Annotated in this window: 14 protein-coding genes, 1 tRNA gene and 2 pseudogenes; 11 read left to right on the top strand and 6 right to left on the bottom strand. The window is 69.0% G+C overall.

All coding sequences use genetic code 11. The features are described 5' to 3' along the window. Positions 1–15: 15 nt before the first annotated feature. Positions 16–618, bottom strand: a complete 603-nt coding sequence (locus SSPS47_RS13235) for a 5-formyltetrahydrofolate cyclo-ligase (RefSeq protein WP_164251264.1) — start codon at positions 616–618, stop codon at positions 16–18. 105 nt (positions 619–723) lie between these two features. Here SSPS47_RS13235 and galU point away from each other — a divergent pair, with 105 nt between their 5' ends. From galU to SSPS47_RS13200, 7 genes and pseudogenes are all read left to right on the top strand, one after another. Continuing rightward, positions 724–1626 carry a UTP--glucose-1-phosphate uridylyltransferase GalU gene (gene galU, locus SSPS47_RS13230; RefSeq protein WP_164251262.1) on the top strand — a complete coding sequence of 301 codons (903 nt, stop codon included), beginning with the start codon at positions 724–726 and terminating at the stop codon, positions 1624–1626. 4 nt (positions 1627–1630) lie between these two features. Next, a complete protein-coding gene (glp, locus tag SSPS47_RS13225; RefSeq protein ID WP_239064883.1) occupies positions 1631–2971 on the top strand; it encodes a gephyrin-like molybdotransferase Glp in 1341 nt (446 codons plus the stop codon). Positions 2972–3042: 71 nt separating this feature from the next. Continuing rightward, positions 3043–3549 (top strand): annotated as a pseudogene (gene moaC, locus SSPS47_RS13220) (cyclic pyranopterin monophosphate synthase MoaC); the annotation flags it as partial. Positions 3550–3632: 83 nt separating this feature from the next. After that, positions 3633–4169 carry a MogA/MoaB family molybdenum cofactor biosynthesis protein gene (locus tag SSPS47_RS13215; RefSeq protein ID WP_164251255.1) on the top strand — a complete coding sequence of 179 codons (537 nt, stop codon included), beginning with the start codon at positions 3633–3635 and terminating at the stop codon, positions 4167–4169. Beyond that, the gene (locus tag SSPS47_RS13210) at positions 4166–4792 is read left to right on the top strand and encodes a GNAT family protein (RefSeq protein WP_147876996.1); all 627 of its coding nucleotides are present in this window, start codon (positions 4166–4168) and stop codon (positions 4790–4792) included. Before SSPS47_RS13215 ends, SSPS47_RS13210 begins: the two co-directional genes overlap by 4 nt. A gap of 142 nt (positions 4793–4934) precedes the next feature. Next, entirely contained in the window at positions 4935–6062 is a 1128-nt protein-coding gene (glpR, locus tag SSPS47_RS13205; RefSeq protein ID WP_164251253.1) for a gephyrin-like molybdotransferase receptor GlpR, read from the top strand. Positions 6063–6122: 60 nt separating this feature from the next. Beyond that, a tRNA-Ala gene (locus SSPS47_RS13200) sits at positions 6123–6196 on the top strand. A gap of 257 nt (positions 6197–6453) precedes the next feature. Here SSPS47_RS13200 and SSPS47_RS13195 read toward each other — a convergent pair. Continuing rightward, positions 6454–8130, bottom strand: a complete 1677-nt coding sequence (locus tag SSPS47_RS13195) for a hypothetical protein (protein WP_164251251.1) — start codon at positions 8128–8130, stop codon at positions 6454–6456. 25 nt (positions 8131–8155) lie between these two features. Between SSPS47_RS13195 and SSPS47_RS13190 the strand changes: the two are divergent. Next, positions 8156–9475, top strand: a pseudogene (locus SSPS47_RS13190) (helicase-related protein); the annotation flags it as partial. Between the two features lie 99 nt (positions 9476–9574). Here the strand turns inward: SSPS47_RS13190 and SSPS47_RS13185 are convergent. Together SSPS47_RS13185 and SSPS47_RS13180 are read right to left on the bottom strand one after the other, a co-directional pair. Continuing rightward, a complete protein-coding gene (locus tag SSPS47_RS13185) occupies positions 9575–13279 on the bottom strand; it encodes an AAA family ATPase (RefSeq protein WP_203557834.1) in 3705 nt (1234 codons plus the stop codon). Between the two features lie 802 nt (positions 13280–14081). Beyond that, on the bottom strand, positions 14082–14750 hold the full coding sequence (locus SSPS47_RS13180; protein WP_164254555.1) for a hypothetical protein: 669 nt from the start codon (positions 14748–14750) through the stop codon (positions 14082–14084). 783 nt (positions 14751–15533) lie between these two features. Between SSPS47_RS13180 and SSPS47_RS13175 the strand changes: the two genes are divergently transcribed. After that, positions 15534–16673 (top strand): PQQ-dependent sugar dehydrogenase, encoded by a 1140-nt coding sequence (locus SSPS47_RS13175; RefSeq protein ID WP_164251247.1) that lies wholly within the window; start codon positions 15534–15536, stop codon positions 16671–16673. 98 nt (positions 16674–16771) lie between these two features. Here SSPS47_RS13175 and SSPS47_RS13170 read toward each other — a convergent pair whose 3' ends face one another. Continuing rightward, positions 16772–17374: a DUF998 domain-containing protein gene (locus SSPS47_RS13170; protein WP_164251245.1), complete on the bottom strand. Its 603-nt coding sequence runs from the start codon at positions 17372–17374 to the stop codon at positions 16772–16774. A 213-nt stretch (positions 17375–17587) separates the two neighbouring features. On the opposite strand from SSPS47_RS13170, the gene SSPS47_RS13165 reads away from it, so the two are divergent. Then, the gene (locus SSPS47_RS13165; protein WP_164251243.1) at positions 17588–19000 is read left to right on the top strand and encodes a TIGR00366 family protein; all 1413 of its coding nucleotides are present in this window, start codon (positions 17588–17590) and stop codon (positions 18998–19000) included. Positions 19001–19048: 48 nt separating this feature from the next. Continuing rightward, positions 19049–20236, top strand: coding sequence for a winged helix DNA-binding domain-containing protein (locus SSPS47_RS13160; RefSeq protein WP_164254554.1), 1188 nt, complete (start codon positions 19049–19051; stop codon positions 20234–20236). A 94-nt stretch (positions 20237–20330) separates the two neighbouring features. Here the strand turns inward: SSPS47_RS13160 and SSPS47_RS13155 are convergent, their stop codons facing one another. Continuing rightward, entirely contained in the window at positions 20331–21572 is a 1242-nt protein-coding gene (locus tag SSPS47_RS13155) for a cytochrome P450 (RefSeq protein WP_239064882.1), read from the bottom strand. Positions 21573–21716: the final 144 nt, after the last annotated feature.

Genomic DNA, 21716 nt, shown 5'->3' with positions numbered 1-21716 from the left:
GGCCTGGCGGGCCTCTCAGTTCCCGGTGAAGCGCCGTGTCCCGCCCGGAGTCACCACCACGTGCACGGGGCGGTCGTGCGGCTCCTCCGGGACCCGCTCGACCACCTCGTGGTCGTACAGAAGCACCGCGAGAGCCGACCCCGCGTCCACACGCCCGCCCGTCGCCGCCTGCTCCAGCCGCGCCAGCACCCGGTCGTACGACCCGCCGCCCCGCCCCAGCCGCATCCCGCGCCCGTCCACGGCGAGCCCGGGCAGCAGCACCACCCGCGCCTGAAGCACCGCGCGTACGCCGAGCCGCGCACCGTCCGGCTCCAGCAGCCCACGCCCCGCGCGCACCAGCCGCTCCGCCCCGTCGTACGCCGCCCAGTCCAGATCGTCGTCCGGCAGCAGCACCGGCAGGAGGACGCGCACCCCCCGCTCCCGCAGCGCGTCGAGCAGCGCGCGCGTGCCCGGCTCGCTTCCCACCGAGACGTACGCGGCGACGGTCCCGGCCGCCGCGAGTTCGGGAAGATCCAGCGCCCGCCGGGCGAGAACCGCGGCGGCGCCCCGGACGTCCTCCTCCGAAAGAAGGCGCCGCGCGGCGAGAAGCTCCCGCCGTAGGGCTGACTTTCCCGACATGTCAGTGCTCACCGGACTTCGCAAATCTTTCGTATGTGTATGTATGGAGGGAAAGTTAACCGGAGCCACATCTTCCCCTCATCCGTGACGGATATGGTGCTCGGCATGACTCAGTCGCCCCCCAGGATCAGCAAGGCTGTCATCCCCGCAGCAGGTCTCGGAACACGCTTCCTCCCCGTCACCAAGGCCACTCCCAAAGAGATGCTGCCTGTCGTCGACAAGCCCGCGATCCAGTACGTGGTCGAGGAAGCCGTGATGGCCGGGCTCTCCGACGTTCTCATGGTCACCGGACGCAACAAGCGTCCCCTGGAAGACCACTTCGACCGCAACTACGAGCTGGAGGAGGCGCTCACCCGAAAGGGAGACACCGAACGCCTCGCCAAGGTGCAGGAGTCCAGCGACCTGGCCACCATGCACTACGTCCGGCAGGGCGACCCCAAGGGCCTCGGCCACGCCGTCCTGTGCGCCGCCCCGCACGTCGGCGACCAGCCCTTCGCGGTGCTCCTCGGCGACGACCTGATCGACCCGCGCGACCCGCTGCTGTCCCGCATGGTCGAGATCCAGGAGAACGAGGGCGGCAGCGTCATCGCCCTGATGGAGGTCGAGCCGGACCAGATCCACCTCTACGGATGCGCCGCCGTCGAGCCCACCGCCTACGGCGACGTGGTCAAGGTGCACGACCTGGTCGAGAAGCCCGACCGCGCCGACGCGCCCAGCAACTACGCCATCATCGGCCGCTACGTCCTCGACCCCGCCGTCTTCGAGATACTGCGCAAGACCGAGCCGGGCCGCGGCGGCGAGATCCAGCTCACCGACGCCCTCCAGCAGCTGTCCGCCGACGAGAAGGTCGGCGGCCCGGTCCACGGAGTGGTCTTCAAGGGACGCCGCTATGACACGGGTGACCGCGGTGACTATCTGCGTGCCATTGTCAGACTCGCGTGCGAACGTGAAGACCTGGGACCGGACTTCCGGGCCTGGCTCCGCAGTTACGTCACCGAGGAGATGTAGGAACTTGAGCAGTACGGCGACACCGGCACCCGCACCTGTCTCCGGGCAGGGACGGCTCTGGACGGTCGACGAGCACCTGGCGGACATCCTCGCCACGGTCCGCCCGCTGGACCCGATCGAGCTGCAACTGCCCGACGCCCAGGGCTGCGTCCTCGTCGAGGACGTCACGGTGCCGGTGGCCCTGCCGCCCTTCGACAACAGCTCCATGGACGGCTACGCGGTCCGTACGGCCGACGTGTCGCGCGCCGACGCGGAGTTCCCGGCCGTCCTGGCGGTCATCGGCGATGTCGCGGCGGGGGGCGGCTCCCCGCCCCGCGTCGGCCCCGGGCAGGCCGCCCGGATCATGACCGGCGCACCGCTGCCACCGGGCGCCGAGGCCGTCGTCCCCGTCGAATGGACCGACGGCGGTACGGGCGGCGGAGCCGCCACCTCCATGCGCCCGGCCGGCTCCGCCCCCGAGGGCGCGAGCGGCGAGGTCCGGGTGTACCGCCCGGTCGAGGCCCGCGCCCATGTCCGCGCGCGCGGCAGCGACGTACAGGCCGGAGACCTCGCCCTGGAGGCCGGCACGATCCTGGGACCGCCGCAGATCGGCCTGCTGTCCGCCATCGGCCGCGCGACCGTCCGGGTCCACCCGCGTCCGCGCGTCGTGGTCCTGTCGACCGGCAGCGAACTGGTCCAGCCCGGCGAGGCGTTGGGCGAGGGCCAGATCTACGACTCCAACAGCTTCGCGCTCACGGCCGCCGCGCGGGACGCCGGCGCCATCGCGTACCGGGTGGGCGCGGTCACCGACGACGCGGACACCCTCCGGTCCACCATCGAGGACCAGCTGATCCGCGCGGACATGATCGTGACGACCGGCGGTGTCAGCGTCGGGGCGTACGACGTGGTCAAGGAGGCGCTGTCCTCCGTGGGAGACGAGGACGAGCCGGGCAGCGGCATCGACTTCCGCAAGCTCGCGATGCAGCCGGGCAAGCCCCAGGGCTTCGGCTCCATCGGCCCCGAGCACACCCCGCTGCTCGCCCTCCCCGGCAACCCCGTCTCGTCCTACGTGTCCTTCGAGCTGTTCGTACGCCCCGCGATCCGCGCGCTCATGGGCCGCGAGGACGTCCACCGACCGACGGTCCGCGCCACGCTGAAGGCCGACGCGCCGCTGAGGTCCCCGGCCGGCCGTCGCCAGTTCCTGCGCGGTACGTACGACGCCGAGGCGGGCACGGCCGCCCCCGTCGGCGGCGCCGGTTCGCATCTCGTCGCCGCCCTCGCCCACGCCGACGCGCTCATCGTGCTGCCCGAGGAGGCGACCTCGATGGAGCCCGGAAGCGAGGTCGACGTGGTGCTGCTCGGCTGAGGGGCGCGCGGTGGCGGTAGCGTGTCTGCCCAGACAGGCCCCGCCGGGCCCGGACCGGGAGCGCCACAGCGATGACTGCGTTTTCCCGGGGGGAGACCCCCGGACCTTCTGGACAAGGCCGACTGACGCATATCGACGAGGCGGGCGCGGCCCGCATGGTCGACGTCTCCGCCAAGGAGGTCACCGCGCGCACCGCCGCCGCGAGCGGCCGGGTGCTGGTGTCGCCGCGCGTGGTCGAACTGCTGCGGGGCGAGGGGGTGCCCAAGGGTGACGCCCTGGCCACCGCCCGGATCGCGGGCATCATGGGCGCGAAGCGGACCCCGGAGCTGATCCCGCTCTGCCACCCGCTGGCTCTCTCCGGAGTCACGCTCGACCTCGCCGTCACGGACGAAGCGGTAAAGATCCTGGCGACGGTGCGGACCACGGACCGCACGGGCGTGGAGATGGAGGCCCTGACCGCGGTCTCGGTCGCGGCGCTGACGGTGGTCGACATGGTGAAGGCCGTCGACAAGGGCGCGGTGATCACGGACGTACGGGTCGAGGAGAAGACCGGCGGAAAGTCGGGCCCCTGGTCTCGCCGGGCACCGGAACCGGAAGCACCGCCGGACACGCCGCCGGAGACCCGGCCGCTGCCGAACGGGACCCCGGAGAGGGGCACGGCATGACTTCCGCCGAAAGTGGCCCCGCGGCCCCCGCGCCGCGGGCGAGCCGGCCGTACCGCGCCCTCGTCGTCACCGCGTCCAACCGCGCGGCGGCCGGTGTGTACGCGGACACCGGAGGCCCGATCATCGCGAACGCCCTCGGGGAGCTGGGCTTCTCGGTCCAGGGTCCGCTGGTCGTGCCCGACGGCGACCCGGTCGAGCAGGCCCTGCGCGAGGGGGTCGCCGCCGGGTACGCCGTCATCCTGACCACCGGCGGCACCGGCGTCTCGCCCACCGACCGCACCCCCGAGGCCACCCGCCGCGTGCTGGACCGCGAGATCCCCGGCATCCCCGAGGCGATCCGCGCCGAGGGCGCCCGGAAGGTCCCCACGGCCGCGCTCTCGCGGGGCCTCGCGGGCGTCGCGGACCGGACCCTGATCGTGAATCTGCCGGGTTCCTCCGGCGGTGTACGGGACGGGCTCGCCGTCCTCGGCCGACTGCTCGTCCACGCCGTCGACCAGATCCACGGCGGCGATCACCCGCGTAGTGACGGATGAACCACCCCTTCTGGCCCGTGGCGCTGGTGGACGGCGACGTCGTCCTGCGCCCCATAAGGTCGCGCGATCAACGGGCCTGGCGCGAGGTCAACCGGCGCAACCGCGAGTGGCTGCGGCCGTGGGAGGCGACGATCCCGCCGCCGCCCCCCGGTGCCCCGGTGGCCCAGCGCCCGACGTACCGGCAGATGGTCCGTCATCTGCGCGCCGAGGCGAACGCGGGGCGGATGCTGCCGTTCGTCATCGAGTACCAGGGGCGCCTCGTCGGCCAGTTGACCGTGGCCGGGATCACCTGGGGCTCGATGTGCTCGGGCCATGTCGGCTACTGGGTGGACCGCGACGTCGCGGGACGCGGCGTCATGCCGACGGCCGTGGCTCTCGCCGTCGACCACTGTTTCCGTATGGCCGGGATGCACCGGATCGAGGTGTGCATTCGCCCCGAGAACGGACCAAGCCGCCGCGTCGTGGAGAAACTCGGATTCCGCGAGGAAGGGACCCGGCCCCGCTATCTGCACATCGACGGGGCCTGGCGGGACCATCTGGTCTTCTCCCTCACGGCCGAGGAAGTACCGGAAGGACTCCTCCACCGCTGGCACCAGGCGCGACCTGGAACGCCACAGAAATAAAATAAGTGTTCGATAATAGTCGCCATCCGACCATCAAGTGATCCGAACAATCACAAAAAAAGTCCGTGATATCAGCCAGATCGTGCGACACACCGGCTCAATTGGCGGATCCCCTCGCGCGTAGACCTCTACGGTGTGAACCGTGAGCAGCAGCGGCCTCATCTACGCAGTCATCGTCGGGGCCTGGGCCGCCTACTTGGTACCGATGTGGCTCCGCAGGCAGGACGAGCTCAACGAAGCCCGTCCTACGGAACGCTTCAGCACCGCCATCCGGCTGCTGTCCGGACGGGCGGGGATGGAGCGCCGGTACGCCAAGGAGTTGCAGGACCGCACCACCGAGGAGGCCGGGCCCGACGACGGACCGGACGCCGCGGCGGAGCCGACGAGCTCCGTCGACGTCCGGTCCTTCTCCGCGCCCGCGGCCCGTACGGAAGCCAGGCTGGAGATCCCTGCGCCGTCGAAACGCCCGGCGCCCGCACCGGCCGCCGCGTCCGACCCGGCGCACGCCCCCACCCCCGCTCCGGCCCGTCCGGCCCCCGAACGGCGGCCACGTCCTTCCGGCGCGGCGGCCGAACGCGCCCGCCGTGCCCAGCGCTCGCAGGTCCTCGCCCGCCGCCGGCGCACCACCGTGGTGCTCTTCCTCGCTTTCACGATCGGCGCGGTCGTCGCCGGCGTCCAGGGACTCGCCTTCCTGTGGGCGCCGGGTGTCCCCGCCATACTTCTCAGCGTCTACATCGTGCATCTGCGCGCCCAGGAGCGGCGCCGCTTCGTCTTCACCATGGACCGTCGCAGAGCCGAGATCGCCGCGCAGCGCCTGCGCGAGAACCGCCCCCGCCGGCACCACCAGGTCTCGGCCCCGGCCGAGCCGGACGAGGAGCCCGAACCTCGCCCCGCCCCGGAACCGGCCCCCTCGGTCTCCCCGCAGGAGGCCGGCCGCCGCGCCCTGGTCGAGCAGACGGACCACGCCGAATGGGTCGACCAGCAGCGCGAGCGCGGCCCGGCCCGCGGTGACAGCTGGGAGCCGGTCCCGGTCCCTCTCCCGACGTACGTGACGGCCCCCGTCGCCCCGCGCGCGAGCAGCGGCGTGAACGTCAGCGACCCGGAGACCTGGAGCGCGGCCCGCTCCTCCACGGCCGAACCGGCCCCCGCGGAACCGGCGGCCCCCGAACCCCCCGCCCCCCGCCACACCCCGCCACTCCAGCGCCGCAGCCGGACCCCCCTGTTCGACCAGTACGACGACGGCGACCGCCCCCGCGCCGCCAACGAGTGACCAGCACGGAACTGATTTCCAAGCAGCCCGACGGGGGTGCTAAAGTTTCACTCGTCGCAAGGGCCTGTGGCGCAGTCTGGTAGCGCACCTCGTTCGCATCGAGGGGGTCTGGGGTTCAAATCCCCACAGGTCCACGGCAAGGGCCGTTCACGGGTTCATCCCGGAACGGTTCACGAGATCCCGGTCAGACGGTCATCGTCTGACCGGGATCTCGTCGTTTGAGCTCCTGCTTGTGTGAAAGTCAGCCTGCCGGGCCGCCGGGAAGCGCGGCGGTCCGCGTCGGAACGGACCGGGGGGCGGGATGCGGACATGCTGCGGGGACCGCAGGCGTGGAGGCAGGCTCCTGCGGTCTCGCGACGTGTCGATCTTCAATTACCCGGAACGTGCCCGCTCAGGGGCTACGGCTCAGCGCCTGGGAGCGGGGCGAGACCGTCAAGCTGATCGTCGGGTAGGACAGAAAAACATCGTTCGGCTCGAGGTCGAGGCCGGTGATCGCGCTCTTCTTGCTGGCGACCAGGTACTGCTCGATCTCCTTGATGTTGTGGACCATGACGGTGATGGCGGACAGGAGTGTCTGGGCGACGCGTCCGCGGGGCTGGCGTCTCTCGCGGGCGTGCAGGGCGGAGTCGACGGACTTGAGCCGCCCGTTGCCGCCCTCGATGTGGGCGCGCAGGGTCTGGTAGGCGAGGGCCCAGGAAGGCGTCTGCCAGGAAAGTTCCTGCCGTGTGCGGGGCATGACGTGTGCTTGCACGGTGACGGAGGACTGGCGGCAGCACTTGGGGCGTTCGGCGAGCGGCAGGGTCGGGGGCTCTACGGTGGGCCGGCTGGCGGGGTGCGCGGTGCGCTCCCTGTGGGCATCGAGGTTGATGACGACCGGTACGGGCCCCTTCTTCGGTGGTGCGGCGCGGCCCTCACGCTCCTGTGCCCAGGGGCAGTTGAGCTTGGTGATGGGGCAGGCGAACCGCTCGGTTCCGCGATCGTCGAGTGTGTCCTTACGGGTGAGTGCGTACGCCTCGATCTCCTGCAGCCGCTCTCGAAGCGGGATGCGTTCACGCTCGTTCTTGGCGCTGCGGATCTGCGAGTACAGGTCGAGCAAGCGGCGTGGCGTGAGGGGGCAGAAGAGCCGGCCGACTTTCGTGATCGCGCCCTGGTGATGGCCTTCCGCCCTGGCGGAGGTGACCTGGGGCTCAGTGAAGTCGAGCACGGGCATGTAGCCGAGGGCGCGCATCGGCCGGTGAAAGTTCTCAGGGAGGAGTTTGGTATAGGCGCGGTCGGCCGCTGTGAAGCCACGGAGCTCGGTGAGCTGCGCCAGCACAGCGCTGACGTAGTGGGCGTGGCGGCCCATGTCCTTCTCCGGCGTGTGCAGCACCATGCCGAGGATCAGCTGTGGGTAACGGCCGGCTCGGTCCGGGTCGGCGTGGGCCGCGATGGCGAGCGTGGCGCTGTAGCCGAACTCCCGGTCGCCGCCCCCCTTGTAATGCCAGTTCGCGCTCGCCTCCAGAGCAGAGCGCTTGCGCGTGTGGGGACGGGCCCAAGTTGGCACGCAGGTGGTGTCGATGGCAGTGTCGCCGCGCCAGTGACGCATCAGACCTTTCACGAAGGCGATGCGGACCGGGGCGGTGACCAGCCGGTTGGCGAGTTCTTCCAGACGGCGGAGAGCGGGCTGTCCGTGTTCACCGTTCCACTGAGCGGCCACTTTGAGGCCTGCCGCCCTGGGGAGCCGACTGCGGCGCTGGTGCGGTGCAGCGTCCAGCGGTCGGTTCATGCGGGTCCAGGCACGGTGGAAGCGGTTGTAGAGCGCGTTGACCGCGTCCTGGTCGTCGATGTCGCAGGTCGGGATGGAGAGGTGGGCGCGCAACCGCTCGCTGGTGCCGAACGTCATGATCTCGAAGGCGTCGTCGAGGTTGCCGCTGGTCCTCTCGTAGCTCGCGCAGACCAGACCGAGCAGAACCAGACGGACGGGGTATCCGGGCGGGCCCGGCAGCCCTGCAAACTGGGCCTCGATCATCTCAACGACGCCGCTCTGATGGAGCGTGCGCCGAAGCTTCATGATCTTGCTGTCAGCCATCTCGGACGGCTCGTGTGAGCGCGGGGAAGAGCTGGGTGAGCAACTGCGCCTGAAAGGCGTCACGACGTTCCTGCCCCACCCCTCGCTGTCCGTGGACGAACGGCGGCGGGCTGAAGAAGCCTTCGCCGACGCACGCGACTGTGTGATCGTCTCCACCAGCACCCTGGAACTCGGTATCGACGTGGGCGACCTGGACCGCGTCATTCAGCTCGACGCGCCGTCCACGGTCGCCTCCTTCCTCCAGCGCATCGGCCGCACCGGACGCCGGACCGGCACCACACGCAACTGCCTCTTCCTCGCGCTCGAACCCGAAGGACTGCTCGCCTCAGCGGCACTTCTGCTGCAGTGGTCCCGTGGCTGGGTCGAGCCCGTCGTGGCGCCGCCCGAGCCGCGTCACCTGGTGGCACAGCAGCTACTGGCCCTGTGTCTCCAGGAGCACCGGGTTGGGGAGAACCTCTGGCAGGAGTGGTGGGGTGGCATGGGCCCGTTCGGGCCGGGCGCGCTGCCCGTCGTCCGCCACCTGGTCGAGGAGGGGTACCTGGATCAGGGCGGCGGACTGCTATTCATCGGCCCGGAGGCCGAACGGCGCTACGGGCACAGACACTTCATGAATCTGACGGCCATGTTCACCACCCCGCCGGAGTTCACCGTGCTCAACGGCCGCAACGAGATCGGCCGCACCGACCCCGATCTGCTCACCGAGGAGATCGAGGGCCCGCGCAAGCTGCTTCTCGCAGGCCGCAACTGGCTGGTGACCTACATCGACTGGACACGCAAGCGCTGCTTCGTGGAACCGGCTGACGAGGGCGGGCGTGCCCGTTGGAGCGGGTTCGGCGGAGAACGCATCCGCTCCTTCGCCCTGTCCCGCGCCGCCCGGGACATACTTCTCGGCCAGGATCCACCGGTCCGCCTCACCGCGCGTGCCACGGCGAAACTCGCCGAAGCGCGTGACGTCCACCTGCACGCCGTCCACCCCGGCGGCACGGTGATCAGCAGGCACAGTGACGGCGACGTCCGCTGGTGGACCTGGGCGGGCCACCGCGCCAACGCCACGCTGGCCGCCTCGCTGGCCTCGGTGGCCGCCCCGCACCGACGGGTCAGCGACCAGTGGGTCAGGCTGCGCGACGACCTCACGCCTCAGCTCTGGCAGACGGCCCGCGCGGATGCTGCGGCGGGGCTGTGCCTGCCTGATGTCAGCAGCAGGGCGGTTCGTGGCCTCAAGTTCGGAGAAGCACTCCCGCCCCGACTGGCCGAAGCCACCCTCGCTGCACGCATGACGGACGAGAAGGGAGCCGGCACGGTCCTCGCCGAGCCGGCACGCTTCCTCAGGCTCGACTACGAGTAGTTGCACATCGGTGCCGACCGCGAGCCGGGCTCCTGCGGCCTTGCGGTGTGTCGATCTTCGACTGCCTGACGTGAGCGCCCCCGCGGGGAGAATTCCTCATCACTTGGAGGTGGGGCGCCGTTGGGCTGTCTTCTTGGCGGCCCTCCGTGCTGGGCCAGGCCGGTTGCCTCCTTGGGCCGGCAGCGTGGCAGGCAGTGCTCCCAGAACCTCTGAGGCGAAGGCCAGCCAGGCTTGCGCATCAGCGCCGTTGAGATCGTCCGTCCACATGAGTGAACCGTTCTGTCCGCCGCCTTGACTGTGCGGAAGGATGCCGTTCTCTGCGTACCAGGCCTTCTTGAGCTCCCATTTCCGGGCATAGTCGGGTAGGTCGAGCATGCCTGCGTGCTCCCAGTAGACCGTGCGGCCATCGAGGGTCGAGACCGTGAAATCGGGCAGGACGACGCGGCCGTCGGAACCGGTGAAAGGCCCCTCGTATTGCCAGTGGCCTGGGGCGAGCTGGTCGAGGATGCCAGCGATGATGACCTCGTTCTTCGACGCCATCGGGATGCCACTCGCTGACACATGCATGAGCTTGCGGTCGAAGCGGCGAGCTGTTCCCCGAATCTCGAGCGCTACCGGGTGTGGCGCGTCGAACAGGTCGGTCAGCCGTCGGGCCGTCTCCGAGCGCCAGGGCTGTGCAAGGTCGCGCAGCTCGGAGAGCGTGCCCTCATGGAGGATGACGATCTTGTCCTTCTGTCTGGTAAGAGCGGTGTACATGAGCTCCCGGGAGACGTTCGCCCGGGCGGGGAGGATGAGGAAGGTCGTGCCGAATTCGGATCCCTGCGACTTGTGGACCGTGACTGCCCATGCCAGTTCCAGTGGCGCGTCATCGGAGTCCGTCGGCCAGTACGAGTACTGGAACCCTGCTTGTGAGGAGAATTCGACGTTGAGCTTGAGTTGGGACTTGGGCACCTTCGTCGCCGGTGTGACGCGTCCGATCGCGACGCCAATCTCGCCGTTCGCCACGTAGTTCATCGCGTTCTGCTTGGGCCATGCGTTCAGGCGCTTGTTGGTGGTCTGCATGACCTTGTCGCCGCGAACGATCAGCTCGGGTCCGATTGGTTTCGGGATGTTGGCGCGACGGGAGTGCTGTGCCCACTCTGTGTCGCTCGACCGGTACGTGCGCTTGATGTGGCGGTTGAGTTCGACCGTACCGAACGCCCGGGAGCGAGTCGGGGAGAGAATCTGCCAGTCCTCGGCATGTCCTCCCGCGCCCACCTGCCAGTTGAGGTAGCCGTCGTTGATGACGCCGCCGTAGGTGAGTGCGAAGGCGCGCGCCGGGTCCGGGTCGCCGTCGAGAGCCAAGTTGTGCTCGAGCTCGTCGGTCAGTGCCTCGACGGCAGTCCTGCTGCCCCAGGGCACGTATCGCACACTGGGGAGGTCAGGGCTGGCTGCCAGATCCGCCCAGATGGCTTCGTCACCTGCCCCACGGGTGTTGTCGCCGAACCAGGCTGCCAGTTCCAGGTCGTGTCGGATTCCGTGGGTCCCGTCAGCGAGCTGCCGTCGAGGCACCTGGAGCTCGACATAGCCCGGCGCCACCCGCACCCAGTCACTGAAACCGTCAGGGCGGAGCTTGTTGACGAGGTCGACGAAGGGGCGGCCTGCGCCGATTGGTGGGAGTTGCCGAGGGTCGCCGACGAGGATGAGCCGTTTGACCCCGGCGAAGGAATCGAGGGTGGATGCGAGCATCTCCTCGGTGAGCATCGACGCCTCGTCGATCACTACCAAGGCGTAGTTGTGCCGCGGTTGCTGGTCTCCCCACACGAGGTACCGGCCGGTCTCCCCGTCATACCTGCGGGTGGCGCTCAGGTGTGACGCCAGCGTCTTGGCGGGCAGCTTGACCTTGGCTTCCAGCTGGACCTTCGCCTTGCCGGTGGGCGCGAGGAGCAGCACACTGCCCGCAGCGACTCCGGGGTACTCGACCAAGGCGCGCAGCAGCGTGGTCTTGCCGGTTCCCGCCGACCCGATGAGCACCGAGAGCGGCGCGTCATGCAGCGCCGAAAGACCGGCGGCTTTTTCGGTGCGAGCACGCTCCTCCAGTTCGTCCAGCTCTCCCGTGACGTTCTGGTTGCGACCGAGAGCGCCGTCCAACGTCTGCCTGGCGTCAGTGACCGGACCGAGGCTGCCCAGTTCTTCCTGAGCTCTGATCCAGTCCCGGATGACGGAGGAAGTTTCGTCGAACCTCGTGAGCTTGTACGCAGCAGTGCCGTCCGCGAGGGGCACGCTTGTCAGCGGTGACCACTCGGTCCACTCGTTAATGCCGTCGTGGTCCAGATCGAGGCCGGCAAGGACGGTCCGTGGCAGTGCGGGCGGCTGGGCGAGTGGCACCTCGAGCGCCAGCGCGATGGTCTCACTCGCCGGTACGACCGTGTCGCCCTGCTGGCCTTGTCGTTCCAACACGTCGGTGAGCAGAGCTTCGATTCGACGCCGATCGATGCTGCCCTCCAGCTTGAGGTCGTCAGGGACCGGAGGCTTCCAGGTGACGTGGGCAGGGGGGAAGAGGGCGCGGTCAACGGTCGCGAACGGTACGTGATCTGCTGTGCCGTACGTACATGTAGAGGCGAAGTACGGGTTCTGCAGTAGTTCCTCGGCCGACATCTCGACCTCTGTGGCGCCGTCGAGCAGCATCTGTACCTGGGCCGGGGAGATGTCGAAGCCGGAGAGTAGGCGCATGACGGCCTGACGTTCTGAACTGACCTTCTTCCAGATCCTGCCCTGGAGGGCTGTGATGTGCGCTCTGAGCCCACTAGGGGCGCAGGACGGGTCGGCCAGGACCATCTGCAGGATGTCCCAGGGGTCGGTGTTGTCACCCGCCTCTGCCATGACCGCTCGCGCGGCCACGTAGGGATGCTGGACGCCGATCGAAGTGAGGAATCCAGGCAGTCCGGGGACCGGGCCGCGAAGCTGCCAGAGACGTTCGATTTGGGCTTGCAGCCATTCGCTCGCGGTGTCAGGTAGGTCCACACCCAATTCCCGCATGCCATCGGCGGCCACCTGCAGAGAGGTGAGCGCTTCGATCGCGGCATCGTCGGACAGGTGCTCGGTGACGTATGAAAACTCGACAACACGGCCCTCAGGAGCCCATGCCAGCGCCTTGTCGACGTCGATGCCGTCGTCCATCAGGGAGATGAGCTGCTGGTAAGGCAGCAGGATTCCATCGGTCATATCGGGGCGGAGCGAGTGCTCGACAGCCGTCTCCCACATGGCGGATTGGAATGGCGGGTTCCCCGAGTGGTTCCACATCGGTGGCGGAGTGACGCGGTTGATCCGCGCGGCGCCTACCAGCAGACGGTCGGTGCGCTGCTCCTGGAACGGGGAGTGCTTCAAATAGGCGAAGACCAACGAGTCGCCCGGGGCAACCGGTTCGAAGAAGGCATCCATGATGGCACGTTGGTTGTCTCCGTCCATCACCCACAGCGGAGCGGAGTTGAGAGCCGCGTCGGCGGCGTCCTCCGCGGCTTGGCTGAACAGGGGAACCCGCTCATGGCCGACTTCCTGCGCGAAGACTTCGCGATTCATCCAGCGGAAGGGAACCGCCTCGAAGGCGTAGCCAGGGAGCGTGACGTGGGTGTCGTGGAGCTTTCCTTGCAGCGCACGGTTGTGCTGGTACGGGTGCTGCTTGACGACCGTGTAGCCGAGGGGGGACATGAACGTCGCGCGCTCGCTGAGACATGGGAGCTTGTTCTGATCGAGTACGTCGATCCCGGCTCCTGCGTGGGCGACTTCGAACAGGTCCTCCCGTCCTTTGCTGATCGCGGTGAGCAACGTACACGACGAGTTCCCTAATGGATCGTCGCAGATGAACTGGTCCCAGGGCCGGTCCCGCCACGGAACCCTCATCGATAGGTGTTGAATGCCAGCCATGCAGGAGGTCTATCACCTGATACCGACACAGTCCGGCTTTCCGACCCATTAGTGCGTTCGCCCGTTGCTCGGTCGCTCGGCTGGTCTTCGTGGATCGGCGCCTTGGAGACGATCAGCTGACGGACGAACCCCGCACCAGCGCGGGTGTCGGCGTCAACGGTATGGACGCACGGTCGAGATCTGGGACGTCAGCCGGCCGGTAGGGCACTGTCCTTGTCGACCTCGGGACGTCTGATTGCGCCCTTGGCTATGTGTAAGGCCCTTCTCTGGAGGACGAGGAACCTCTGGTGGGTGCACGAGCTTCCTGTATGTCTGAAGAGCGTACTGACCGCAGGGGTCGGTTACGGGCTGTCTTGGTTCCTGTCCGCGCTTGAGCGCGCATGCCTCCGCCGACCGCCGCAGACCTGGACGCCCATACCTGGACGGGGCGCCTGGCGGCGTACCGGAACGGTCTGAGTGACTCCTGTCCGGCGGCTACTGTGCTCCGGTCCCTCCTGAGACACCGGGGGAGGAGGTGGCGAGCATGTCGAACGAAGCTGACGACATGAGGCTTATGCTTTTCACGAGCAGGGGTTCAGGGGGTGAACGACCGAGCGGGATGCCTGCTGGCCCGCCAGCGGGGCAGTCTCAGCTCCGTCCACGAGATAGGGGCTGGTCCGGTCTGACCAGTTGAGCCGACGGAACCGGATCCGATGCACTGTTGCTACTTCACATCTTTGGCCAGGACGGCGACGGCGACCTTGCCCACTACTGTCGTGAGGACGTAGTTGGTCGAGCTACTGAAAGCGACACCTACGCCGGCTGGTATCGCCTTGGCCATCGCCTTCTGGGTGAAGGTGATGGACACCCGCTTGAACAACTGCTTGATCGTGATCAAGGCGGGCCCTTTCAGGTACTGGTAGACCAACTTCTCGGCGATCTTCAGGACCGCTGCCTTGCCGCCCTTCGTCGCCATCTGTTCTGCCGAGCCCGCCAACGCGAGGACGAAGGCGAGGTGCTTCTTGTCCTCACTGCCCAGTTCGGTCTCGTACACCTCAACCAGGCACATGCACATGTCGATCTGAAGCTTGAGTGTCGCGGCGATGTCAGTGACGCCACCGCCCAGGACTGCGACCGCGGTCCCGACCCCCGGAATCACGCTCGGGGCTGCGGTGACCGCCCCGGCGGCTGCCGAAAGTTTGGAGTACCGGCCAATGATCTTGGCGGCGATCCGGCGCTTGTCCTCCAGGCTCTCGGGCTCCCGCTTGAACTTTGCCTCGAAAGTCGCTCGGTAACCGCCCACTAGCTTGGTGGCCGACTCCGGTGTGATGGCGATCGTCTCGACGGCCTTCTGGAGCCGAGACGGTTCGAGCTCGTCCGCTGCGCGGTTCATCATTTGCCCCCCCAGATCCGCTGCACCTCACGAAGAGGACAACGTGCTCTGTGCGCAACCTTGTGTGCACAGAGCCAATGACATGTGCAGTTGCTTCCTGCGCCCGGCTCCGCACGTTCGGTCTCGTGGTGGGCCAGATCAGCGTGAGGAGGTCCTCACGCGATGCGGACCCCGGGCCAGGCGGCACAAGCACAGATACTGCCCGACCAGCCAGCAACCTGTCACATGGTCAGGAAATCTGCAGAAAACTGGCCTCGCGCATGCCCTCCTCCGTGAGGCCAGGCCTGAGCAGTCGCCGAGCCGGGTCCTTGGGGCACAAACTGCAGCGGGTGGACCGAACTACATCCAGGCAGACATCCCCGTACGAGCTCTGGCAGTCGCTCGACGGCGTACCCGATGCTGATTGTCTGCAGCCCGTCCGCGTCCCCACACGGGACGACGGCAAGATGCGGGCCACTGCATGCACTTGGCAACCAGCTGGGAAATGATCTTCTCCGCCCTGGGAAGCCTCCGCGGAACGTCCCCGTTGTCCCAGCTCAGACCCACCCGTGAACGGCCCACGGCAAGTGAGAAGCCCCTACCGGGGAGATCCGGTAGGGGCTTTTCGGTGTTTGGCGCAGATGGATGAGGTATTGGTCTAGGCCAGCCGCTCCCGTCCCAGTATCCTCCCCCGTAGCCAGTGGCACACCCCCCCACCCAGGTTGCGTGCTGGCGCGGGCGACCGCCGACTCAACTCCGCCCCAAGCAGCCGGGTCCCCCCACTCGCCGCCTCTAGGAGTCACGGTGAAATTTCGCACCAGAAGCTCGGCGATCATCGGCACCATCTGCCTTGCCACTTCACTCGCGTTCGCCACGGCGTACGCCGACGAGCCCGCCGCTCCGCCCAAGGCGGCGGCCGAGGTCGCGCTCACCGAAGTGGCCACGGCACAGAACCCCGTCGCCGGCGCCGCCGGTCCGGACGGCACCGTGTGGATAGCCGAACGCGCCGGCACCGTACGGGTCCTGGACGACCAGGGGCTCGGTGAGCCCGTTCTCGATATCTCCGACGAGACGAGCACCGACGGTGAACGCGGTCTGCTCGGCGTCGCGTTCGACAACGAGCTGGCGCACTTCTACATCTCCTACACGGACCTCGAAGGCACCAGCACCATCGACGAGTTCGCCGTGCAGTCGGGCGCGATCCAGCCGGACTCCCGGCGTACCGTCCTCACGCAGACGCAGCCGTACGAGAACCACAACGGCGGCGACATCAAGTTCGGCCCCGACGGATACCTCTACATCGCGCTCGGCGACGGTGGCGCGGGCGGCGACCCGCACGGCAACGGGCAGAAGCTCGACACCCTGCTCGGCAAGATCCTGCGGATCGACCCGAGCGGCGCCGAGCCGTACGCCGTCCCGGCGGACAACCCGTTCGTGGACGACCCGAACGCCAAGGACGAGATCTGGTCGTACGGGCTGCGCAACCCGTGGCGGTTCTCCTTCGACTCCGGCACGGGCGACATGCTGATCGCCGATGTCGGCCAGAGCGACTGGGAGGAGATCGACTGGGCCCCGGCGGGCAGCGAGGGCGGCGAGAACTACGGCTGGGCCTCGATGGAGGGCACCCACCCCTTCCGCGGCGGGACCGAGCCGGCGAACCACGTGCCGCCGGTCTTCGAGTACGACCGCAACGGGCTCGGCTGCTCGGTGACCGGTGGCTACGTCTACCGCGGCGACGCGATCCCGGACCTCCAGGGGCAGTACCTGTACAGCGACTACTGCGACGGCACCGTGCGCGGTCTGACGATCGAGAACGGCCAGGTCACCGGCCAGAGCGACCTCGGAGTCAACGGCGGCGAGGTCATCTCGTTCGTGGAGGACGGCGACGGCGAGCTGTATGTGCTCGGTCTCGGCGGCACCATCTCCCGCATCGACCCCGCGTAACGGCTCCAGCCGGCACGTCAGCACATCCGCGCGTCGACTGGTCACGGCGTCCCGTCCGATCCCCCCGATCGGGCGGGACGCCGTCGTTTCCCGCAACGTCACCGCCCCGTCGCCACCGGCCCGCCGGGCCACAGACGGCAGGAGACGGCCACCACCAGCGGCCACAGGGCCTGTACGAAGGTCACCACCCGCTCCGCGACCCCCGGTGCCTTCCCGTTCCGCAGCTCGAACACGAACCACAACGCGCACACGCACATCAGCGCGCTCGCGACGATCGCCACCTTGAACCGCAGCCCCCACGGCACCGTCCTGCGGCGTCTCGCGGCCAGGGCCGGCCACACCGCGAGCAGGACGAAGCCGACGGCCGCCACCGCCCCGTGCCCCAGCGCCCCACCACTGATGGGCACGGGCACCAGGGTCAGGGCCATCGCGGACAACCCGCCGCCGGCCAGGGCGATCCGGCCGGCCGGCGCGGCCTCCCGCAGCCCGTGCGCCGTGACCACGTAGCAGGTCCCCAGCACGATCAGTATCACCGTCATCAGCCAGTAGCCGCGGGCACCGTAGGACGCCAGCACGCTGAGTGTGTCGACCGTGGGGTCGTAACCGGGGCCCTGCAGCAGCTGCGCGATCGTCCAGGCACCGACCAGGAGCAGAGGGGCGCCCCCCGAAGAGAGGAGAACCCACCAGGGGGCACGTCGCATCAGCCCACCGTAAACAGCACTCGCCCTCACTTCCCGGTGACACACCACCACCTGAACCACCCCGCTCCAGCGTCCGTGCCTCCTGTACAGATCCGCGGCTCAGGCCGTCCCCCTCACAGGAGAAACCACAAGGCCACGGCGCCCCCACCGAAGCCGGAACCGCCCACGACGTCGAGCAGCGGCAAGCCGGGCACGGACAACTGGCTCGCGCGCATGGCGCTGCGCTTCACCGCGTTCACCGAGAAGTGGCTGCCCGACGCGCTCGGGTTCGTCCTCGTCGGCACGTTCGCGGTCTTCGCGCTCGGACTCGCGACCGGGGAGGGCCTGTACGGGCGACCCGACGATCCCGCGGACACCACCGGGTTCGGGCTGGTGGACGCGTGGGGGCAGGGCTTCTGGTCGCTCATCACCTTCACGCTCCAGATGGCGATGATCATCATCGCCGGGTACGCGGTCGCGGTCTCCCCGCCGATGAGCCGGCTGATGGCCAGGATCGCGCGTGTGCCCCGTACCCCGCGCGGCGCCATCGCGTTCACCGCCGCCGTCGCCATGGCGACCTCGTACCTCAACTGGGCCTTCAGCCTCATCTTCACGGCGATCCTCGCCAAGGAGATCGCCCGCCGGATCCAGGGCGTGGACTACCGGGCGCTCGGCGCGATGGCCTTCCTCGGGCTCGGGACCGTATGGGCCCAGGGGCTGTCCGGGTCCGCCGCGCTCCAGGTGGCCAGTGAAGCGTCGAGTCCGCCCGCGGTCCAGGAGGTCATCGCGGACGGGCGCGGCAGTGGGCTCATCCCGCTCACCGGCACGATCTTCCTGTGGCAGGGCATGGTGGCCACGGCGATCATCTTCGTCATCGCGGTGGTCATGGCCTGGTTCCTCTCGCTGTCCCCCGAGCGTGCGAAGAGCGCGGAGCAACTCGGCATCGACCTGGGGCCGAGCGTCGCCGAGAAGCGTGCGGAGACGCGGCGCAACCGGCCGGGGGAGTGGATCGAGTACAGCCCCGTCTTCGCGATCCTGCTGTTCTCGCTCGGCGCCTGGTACCTCGTACGGCACTTCGCCCTCGCCGAGGGGGACCCCCTCAACGCGCTGGACCTCAACACCGTCAACCTCATGCTGATCCTGCTGGCCCTCATCCTGCACTGGCGCCCCGTCCGGCTCGCCCAGGCGGTCAAGGAGGGCACGCCCGCGGCCTCCGGTGTCCTGCTCCAGTTCCCGCTCTACGGCGGCATCTTCGGCATGATCGCCTTCACCGGGCTGAGCAAGACGATCGCCGGCTGGCTGGTCTCGGTGTCGAACGAGTTCTTCTATCCCGCCCTCATCGCGATCTACAGCATGGTGCTGGGCGTCTTCGTGCCGAGCGGCGGCAGCAAGTGGGTGATCGAGGCGCCTTACGTCCTGGAGGCGGCCAACCAGCTCCAGGTGAACCAGGGCTGGATGGTCGTCGTGTACGACCTCGGCGAGGCCAGCGCCAATCTCCTCCAGCCGTTCCGGATGCTGCCCACGCTGACCATTCTCGGCCTGAAGGCGCGCGACATCATGGGCTACACCTTCGTCATGTTCCTCGCCTGTTTCCCGGCGGTGCTGATTCTCGTGACCCTCTTCGCCCGTACGCTTCCCTTCCCGTAGGGAAGAAGGACGGCTCGGGGCGCGAAGGAGTGGGCGGACGTGCGGCGTATCGGTGTGGCGGAGCGGCGGGCCCGGATCGGCGTACGGCACCGGCTCGCGGTGGCGGCCCGCGCGCAGGATCCGGTCGGGGTGGCACGCGACATGGTCGCGCTGCACAGCACCGACCCGTCCTCCGTGTACGTCGCCACCTGGGCGCGAATGAACGGCGGTTCGGTACGGGAGATGGAACGGGCCCTGTACGAGGACCGCTCCCTGATCCGGCTGCTGGGCATGCGCCGTACGGTCTTCGTCACCTCTCTCGACGTGGCCCCGGTCATGCAGGCCGCCTGCTCGCACGCGGTCGCCGCGCGGGAACGCCGCAAGCTGCTCGGGTTCCTGGCGGCGTCGCGGGTCGCGGACGACGAGGCGGGTGTACGGACGTGGCTGGCCGAGACGGAGGACATCGCCGTGCGCGCGCTCGCCGCGCGCGGCGAGTCCACGGCCGCCGAACTCGCCGGCGACGACCCCCGCCTCGGTACGGAGGTGGTGCTCTCCGCGGGCAGGAGTTACGAGGGCACCCAGAAGGTCGCGAGCAGGCTGCTGCTCCTGCTCGCCGCCGAGGGCCGGGTCGTACGCGGCCGGCCGCGCGGCTCGTGGACCTCGCACCGGTACCGCTGGGCGCCGTTGGCCGACGGGTTCCCCGGCGGCCTCGCGCACTGGGACACCCACCGCGCGGAGGAGGCACTGGCCCGACGGTGGCTGCGCACCTTCGGCCCTGCCGCGGCGGACGATCTGCGCTGGTGGGCGGGGTGGACGAAGACACAGGTCAAGCGGGTGCTGACGGAACTGCGGCCGGTCGAGGCCGATCTGGGCGGCGGCACGACCGGTCTGCTCCTGCCCGACGACCTGGAGGAGACGGCGCCGCCGGAGCCGTGGGCCGCGCTGCTGCCCGCGCTCGACTCCACGCCGATGGGCTGGCACGAACGGGGCTGGTTCCTCGGCGACCACGGACCGCGCCTCTTCGACGGCGTCGGGAACATCGGCCCCTCGCTCTGGTGGGACGGCCGGATCGTCGGCGGCTGGGCGCAGGACAGGAGCGGCGAGATCGTGTGCCGCTTCCTGGAGGACGTCGGCTCGGACGCGGAGGCGGCGGTCCGCCGCGAGGCCGAGCGCCTCGCCGAACCCCTGGGTGCGGTGCGGCTCAGCCCGCGCATGCGGGGCCGCACCTGGCTGGAGGACGAGCTGGCGGGCAGCTAGATCCTGTCCGCCGAACAGGGCCTGGGCCCGGACGGGCGCGGTACGCGCCCCCGTCCGGCCTCGCGGGAGGTGGTGGAGAACGGGCGGTCAGCGGTCAGCGGTCTCCCGCGAACGCGCACGGCATCGAGCGGACCCGGTTGTCGAAGTTCGACGGCACCAGCACCGGCGAGCCCACGGCGCGCAGCTCGGGCAGCCTCGTCAGCAGCTCCCGGAACAGGGCCTTCATCTCCTGCTTCGCCAGGAACGTGCCCAGGCAGTAGTGCGGACCGCCCCCGCCGTAGCCCACGTGCGGGTTCGGGCTGCGGGTGATGTCGAAGCGGTCCGGGTCGGTGAAGACCGACTCGTCGCGGTTGGCGGAGGCGTAGAAGAGCACCACCCGCTGGCCACGCCGGAGGTCGTGGCCGTTCAACCGGTGGTCCTCGGTGAGCCTGCGCCTGAACTGGATGATCGGTGTCGAGTGACGCACGATCTCCTCGACGGCGCCGTCCGCGTACCGGTCGAAATCACCGAGCAGCAGGGCGCGTTGGTCGGGATGGTCGGTCAGCAGGGACAGACCGTGCGCGATCGCGTTACGTGTGGTCTCCACACCGGCGACCATGAGCAGCGAGAAGAACGAGCCGAGCTGCCGGCCGTTGAGCGACTGTCCGTCGATATCGGCGTTCACCAGCGCGGAGATGAGGTCTCCGGTCGGGTTCTTGCGCCGTTGCCGTCCGAGTTCCGCGACCATTCCCTGCATCGAAGCGAGTGCCCGAAGGCCCTTTCCGGGGACCCGAATTCGCTGCCGTACGGTGCGCGCGACGCCCGTTTCGACCGATGCCCGATTCACCTGCGCGAGGATCGACGGGCGTTCCTTCTCGGGGATACCCATAAGATTGCAGATGATTTCGAACGGCATGCGCGAGGCGACCGCCGTGACGAAATCGGCCGGACGTTCCCGGAGCATGTCGTCCACGATACGGGTGGCCACCGAACGGACGTCTTCCTCCGTCGCGGCGAGAATGCGCGGAGTGAAGGCCCGGGAGACGATCCGGCGCAACTGCGTGTGCTGCGGCTCGTCGAGATTGACCAGGGACTCACCGAAGAGCGCCCGCACCCAGCGGGCCGGCTCGGGGGTCGTGACGCCCGGCGCGCTGCCGAACACCCGCGAATTGCGGCTGGCCTCCACCACATCGGCGTGCCTGACCAGCGCGTGGAAGCCGCGCTCCGGCCGCAGCCGGCTCCCGGGGCGTTCCACGAAGTACTGCGGCGCCCCGAGGGCGCGCAGCCGGGCGAAACCCTCCAGCCTTTCGGAATGCGGTAGTTGCCAGAACGTGGGATCGGCGAGATTCGGCGTCATTTTTTCCATTCCTTCCCGTGACTTGGAGCTTCCCACGGCCGACATGCCATCAGCATGTGTCGGACGTAGGGCAGACGGGGGTGTCGAAGGGCCTCTTTCGCACTGGGGAACGAGCACTCCGCCACTCGGGTGACGTGAAATCAC

The organism is Streptomyces sp. S4.7, from assembly GCF_010384365.1.
In the GTDB taxonomy this organism is placed as follows: domain Bacteria; phylum Actinomycetota; class Actinomycetes; order Streptomycetales; family Streptomycetaceae; genus Streptomyces.
This window is presented reverse-complemented; position numbering and strand designations above follow the sequence as displayed.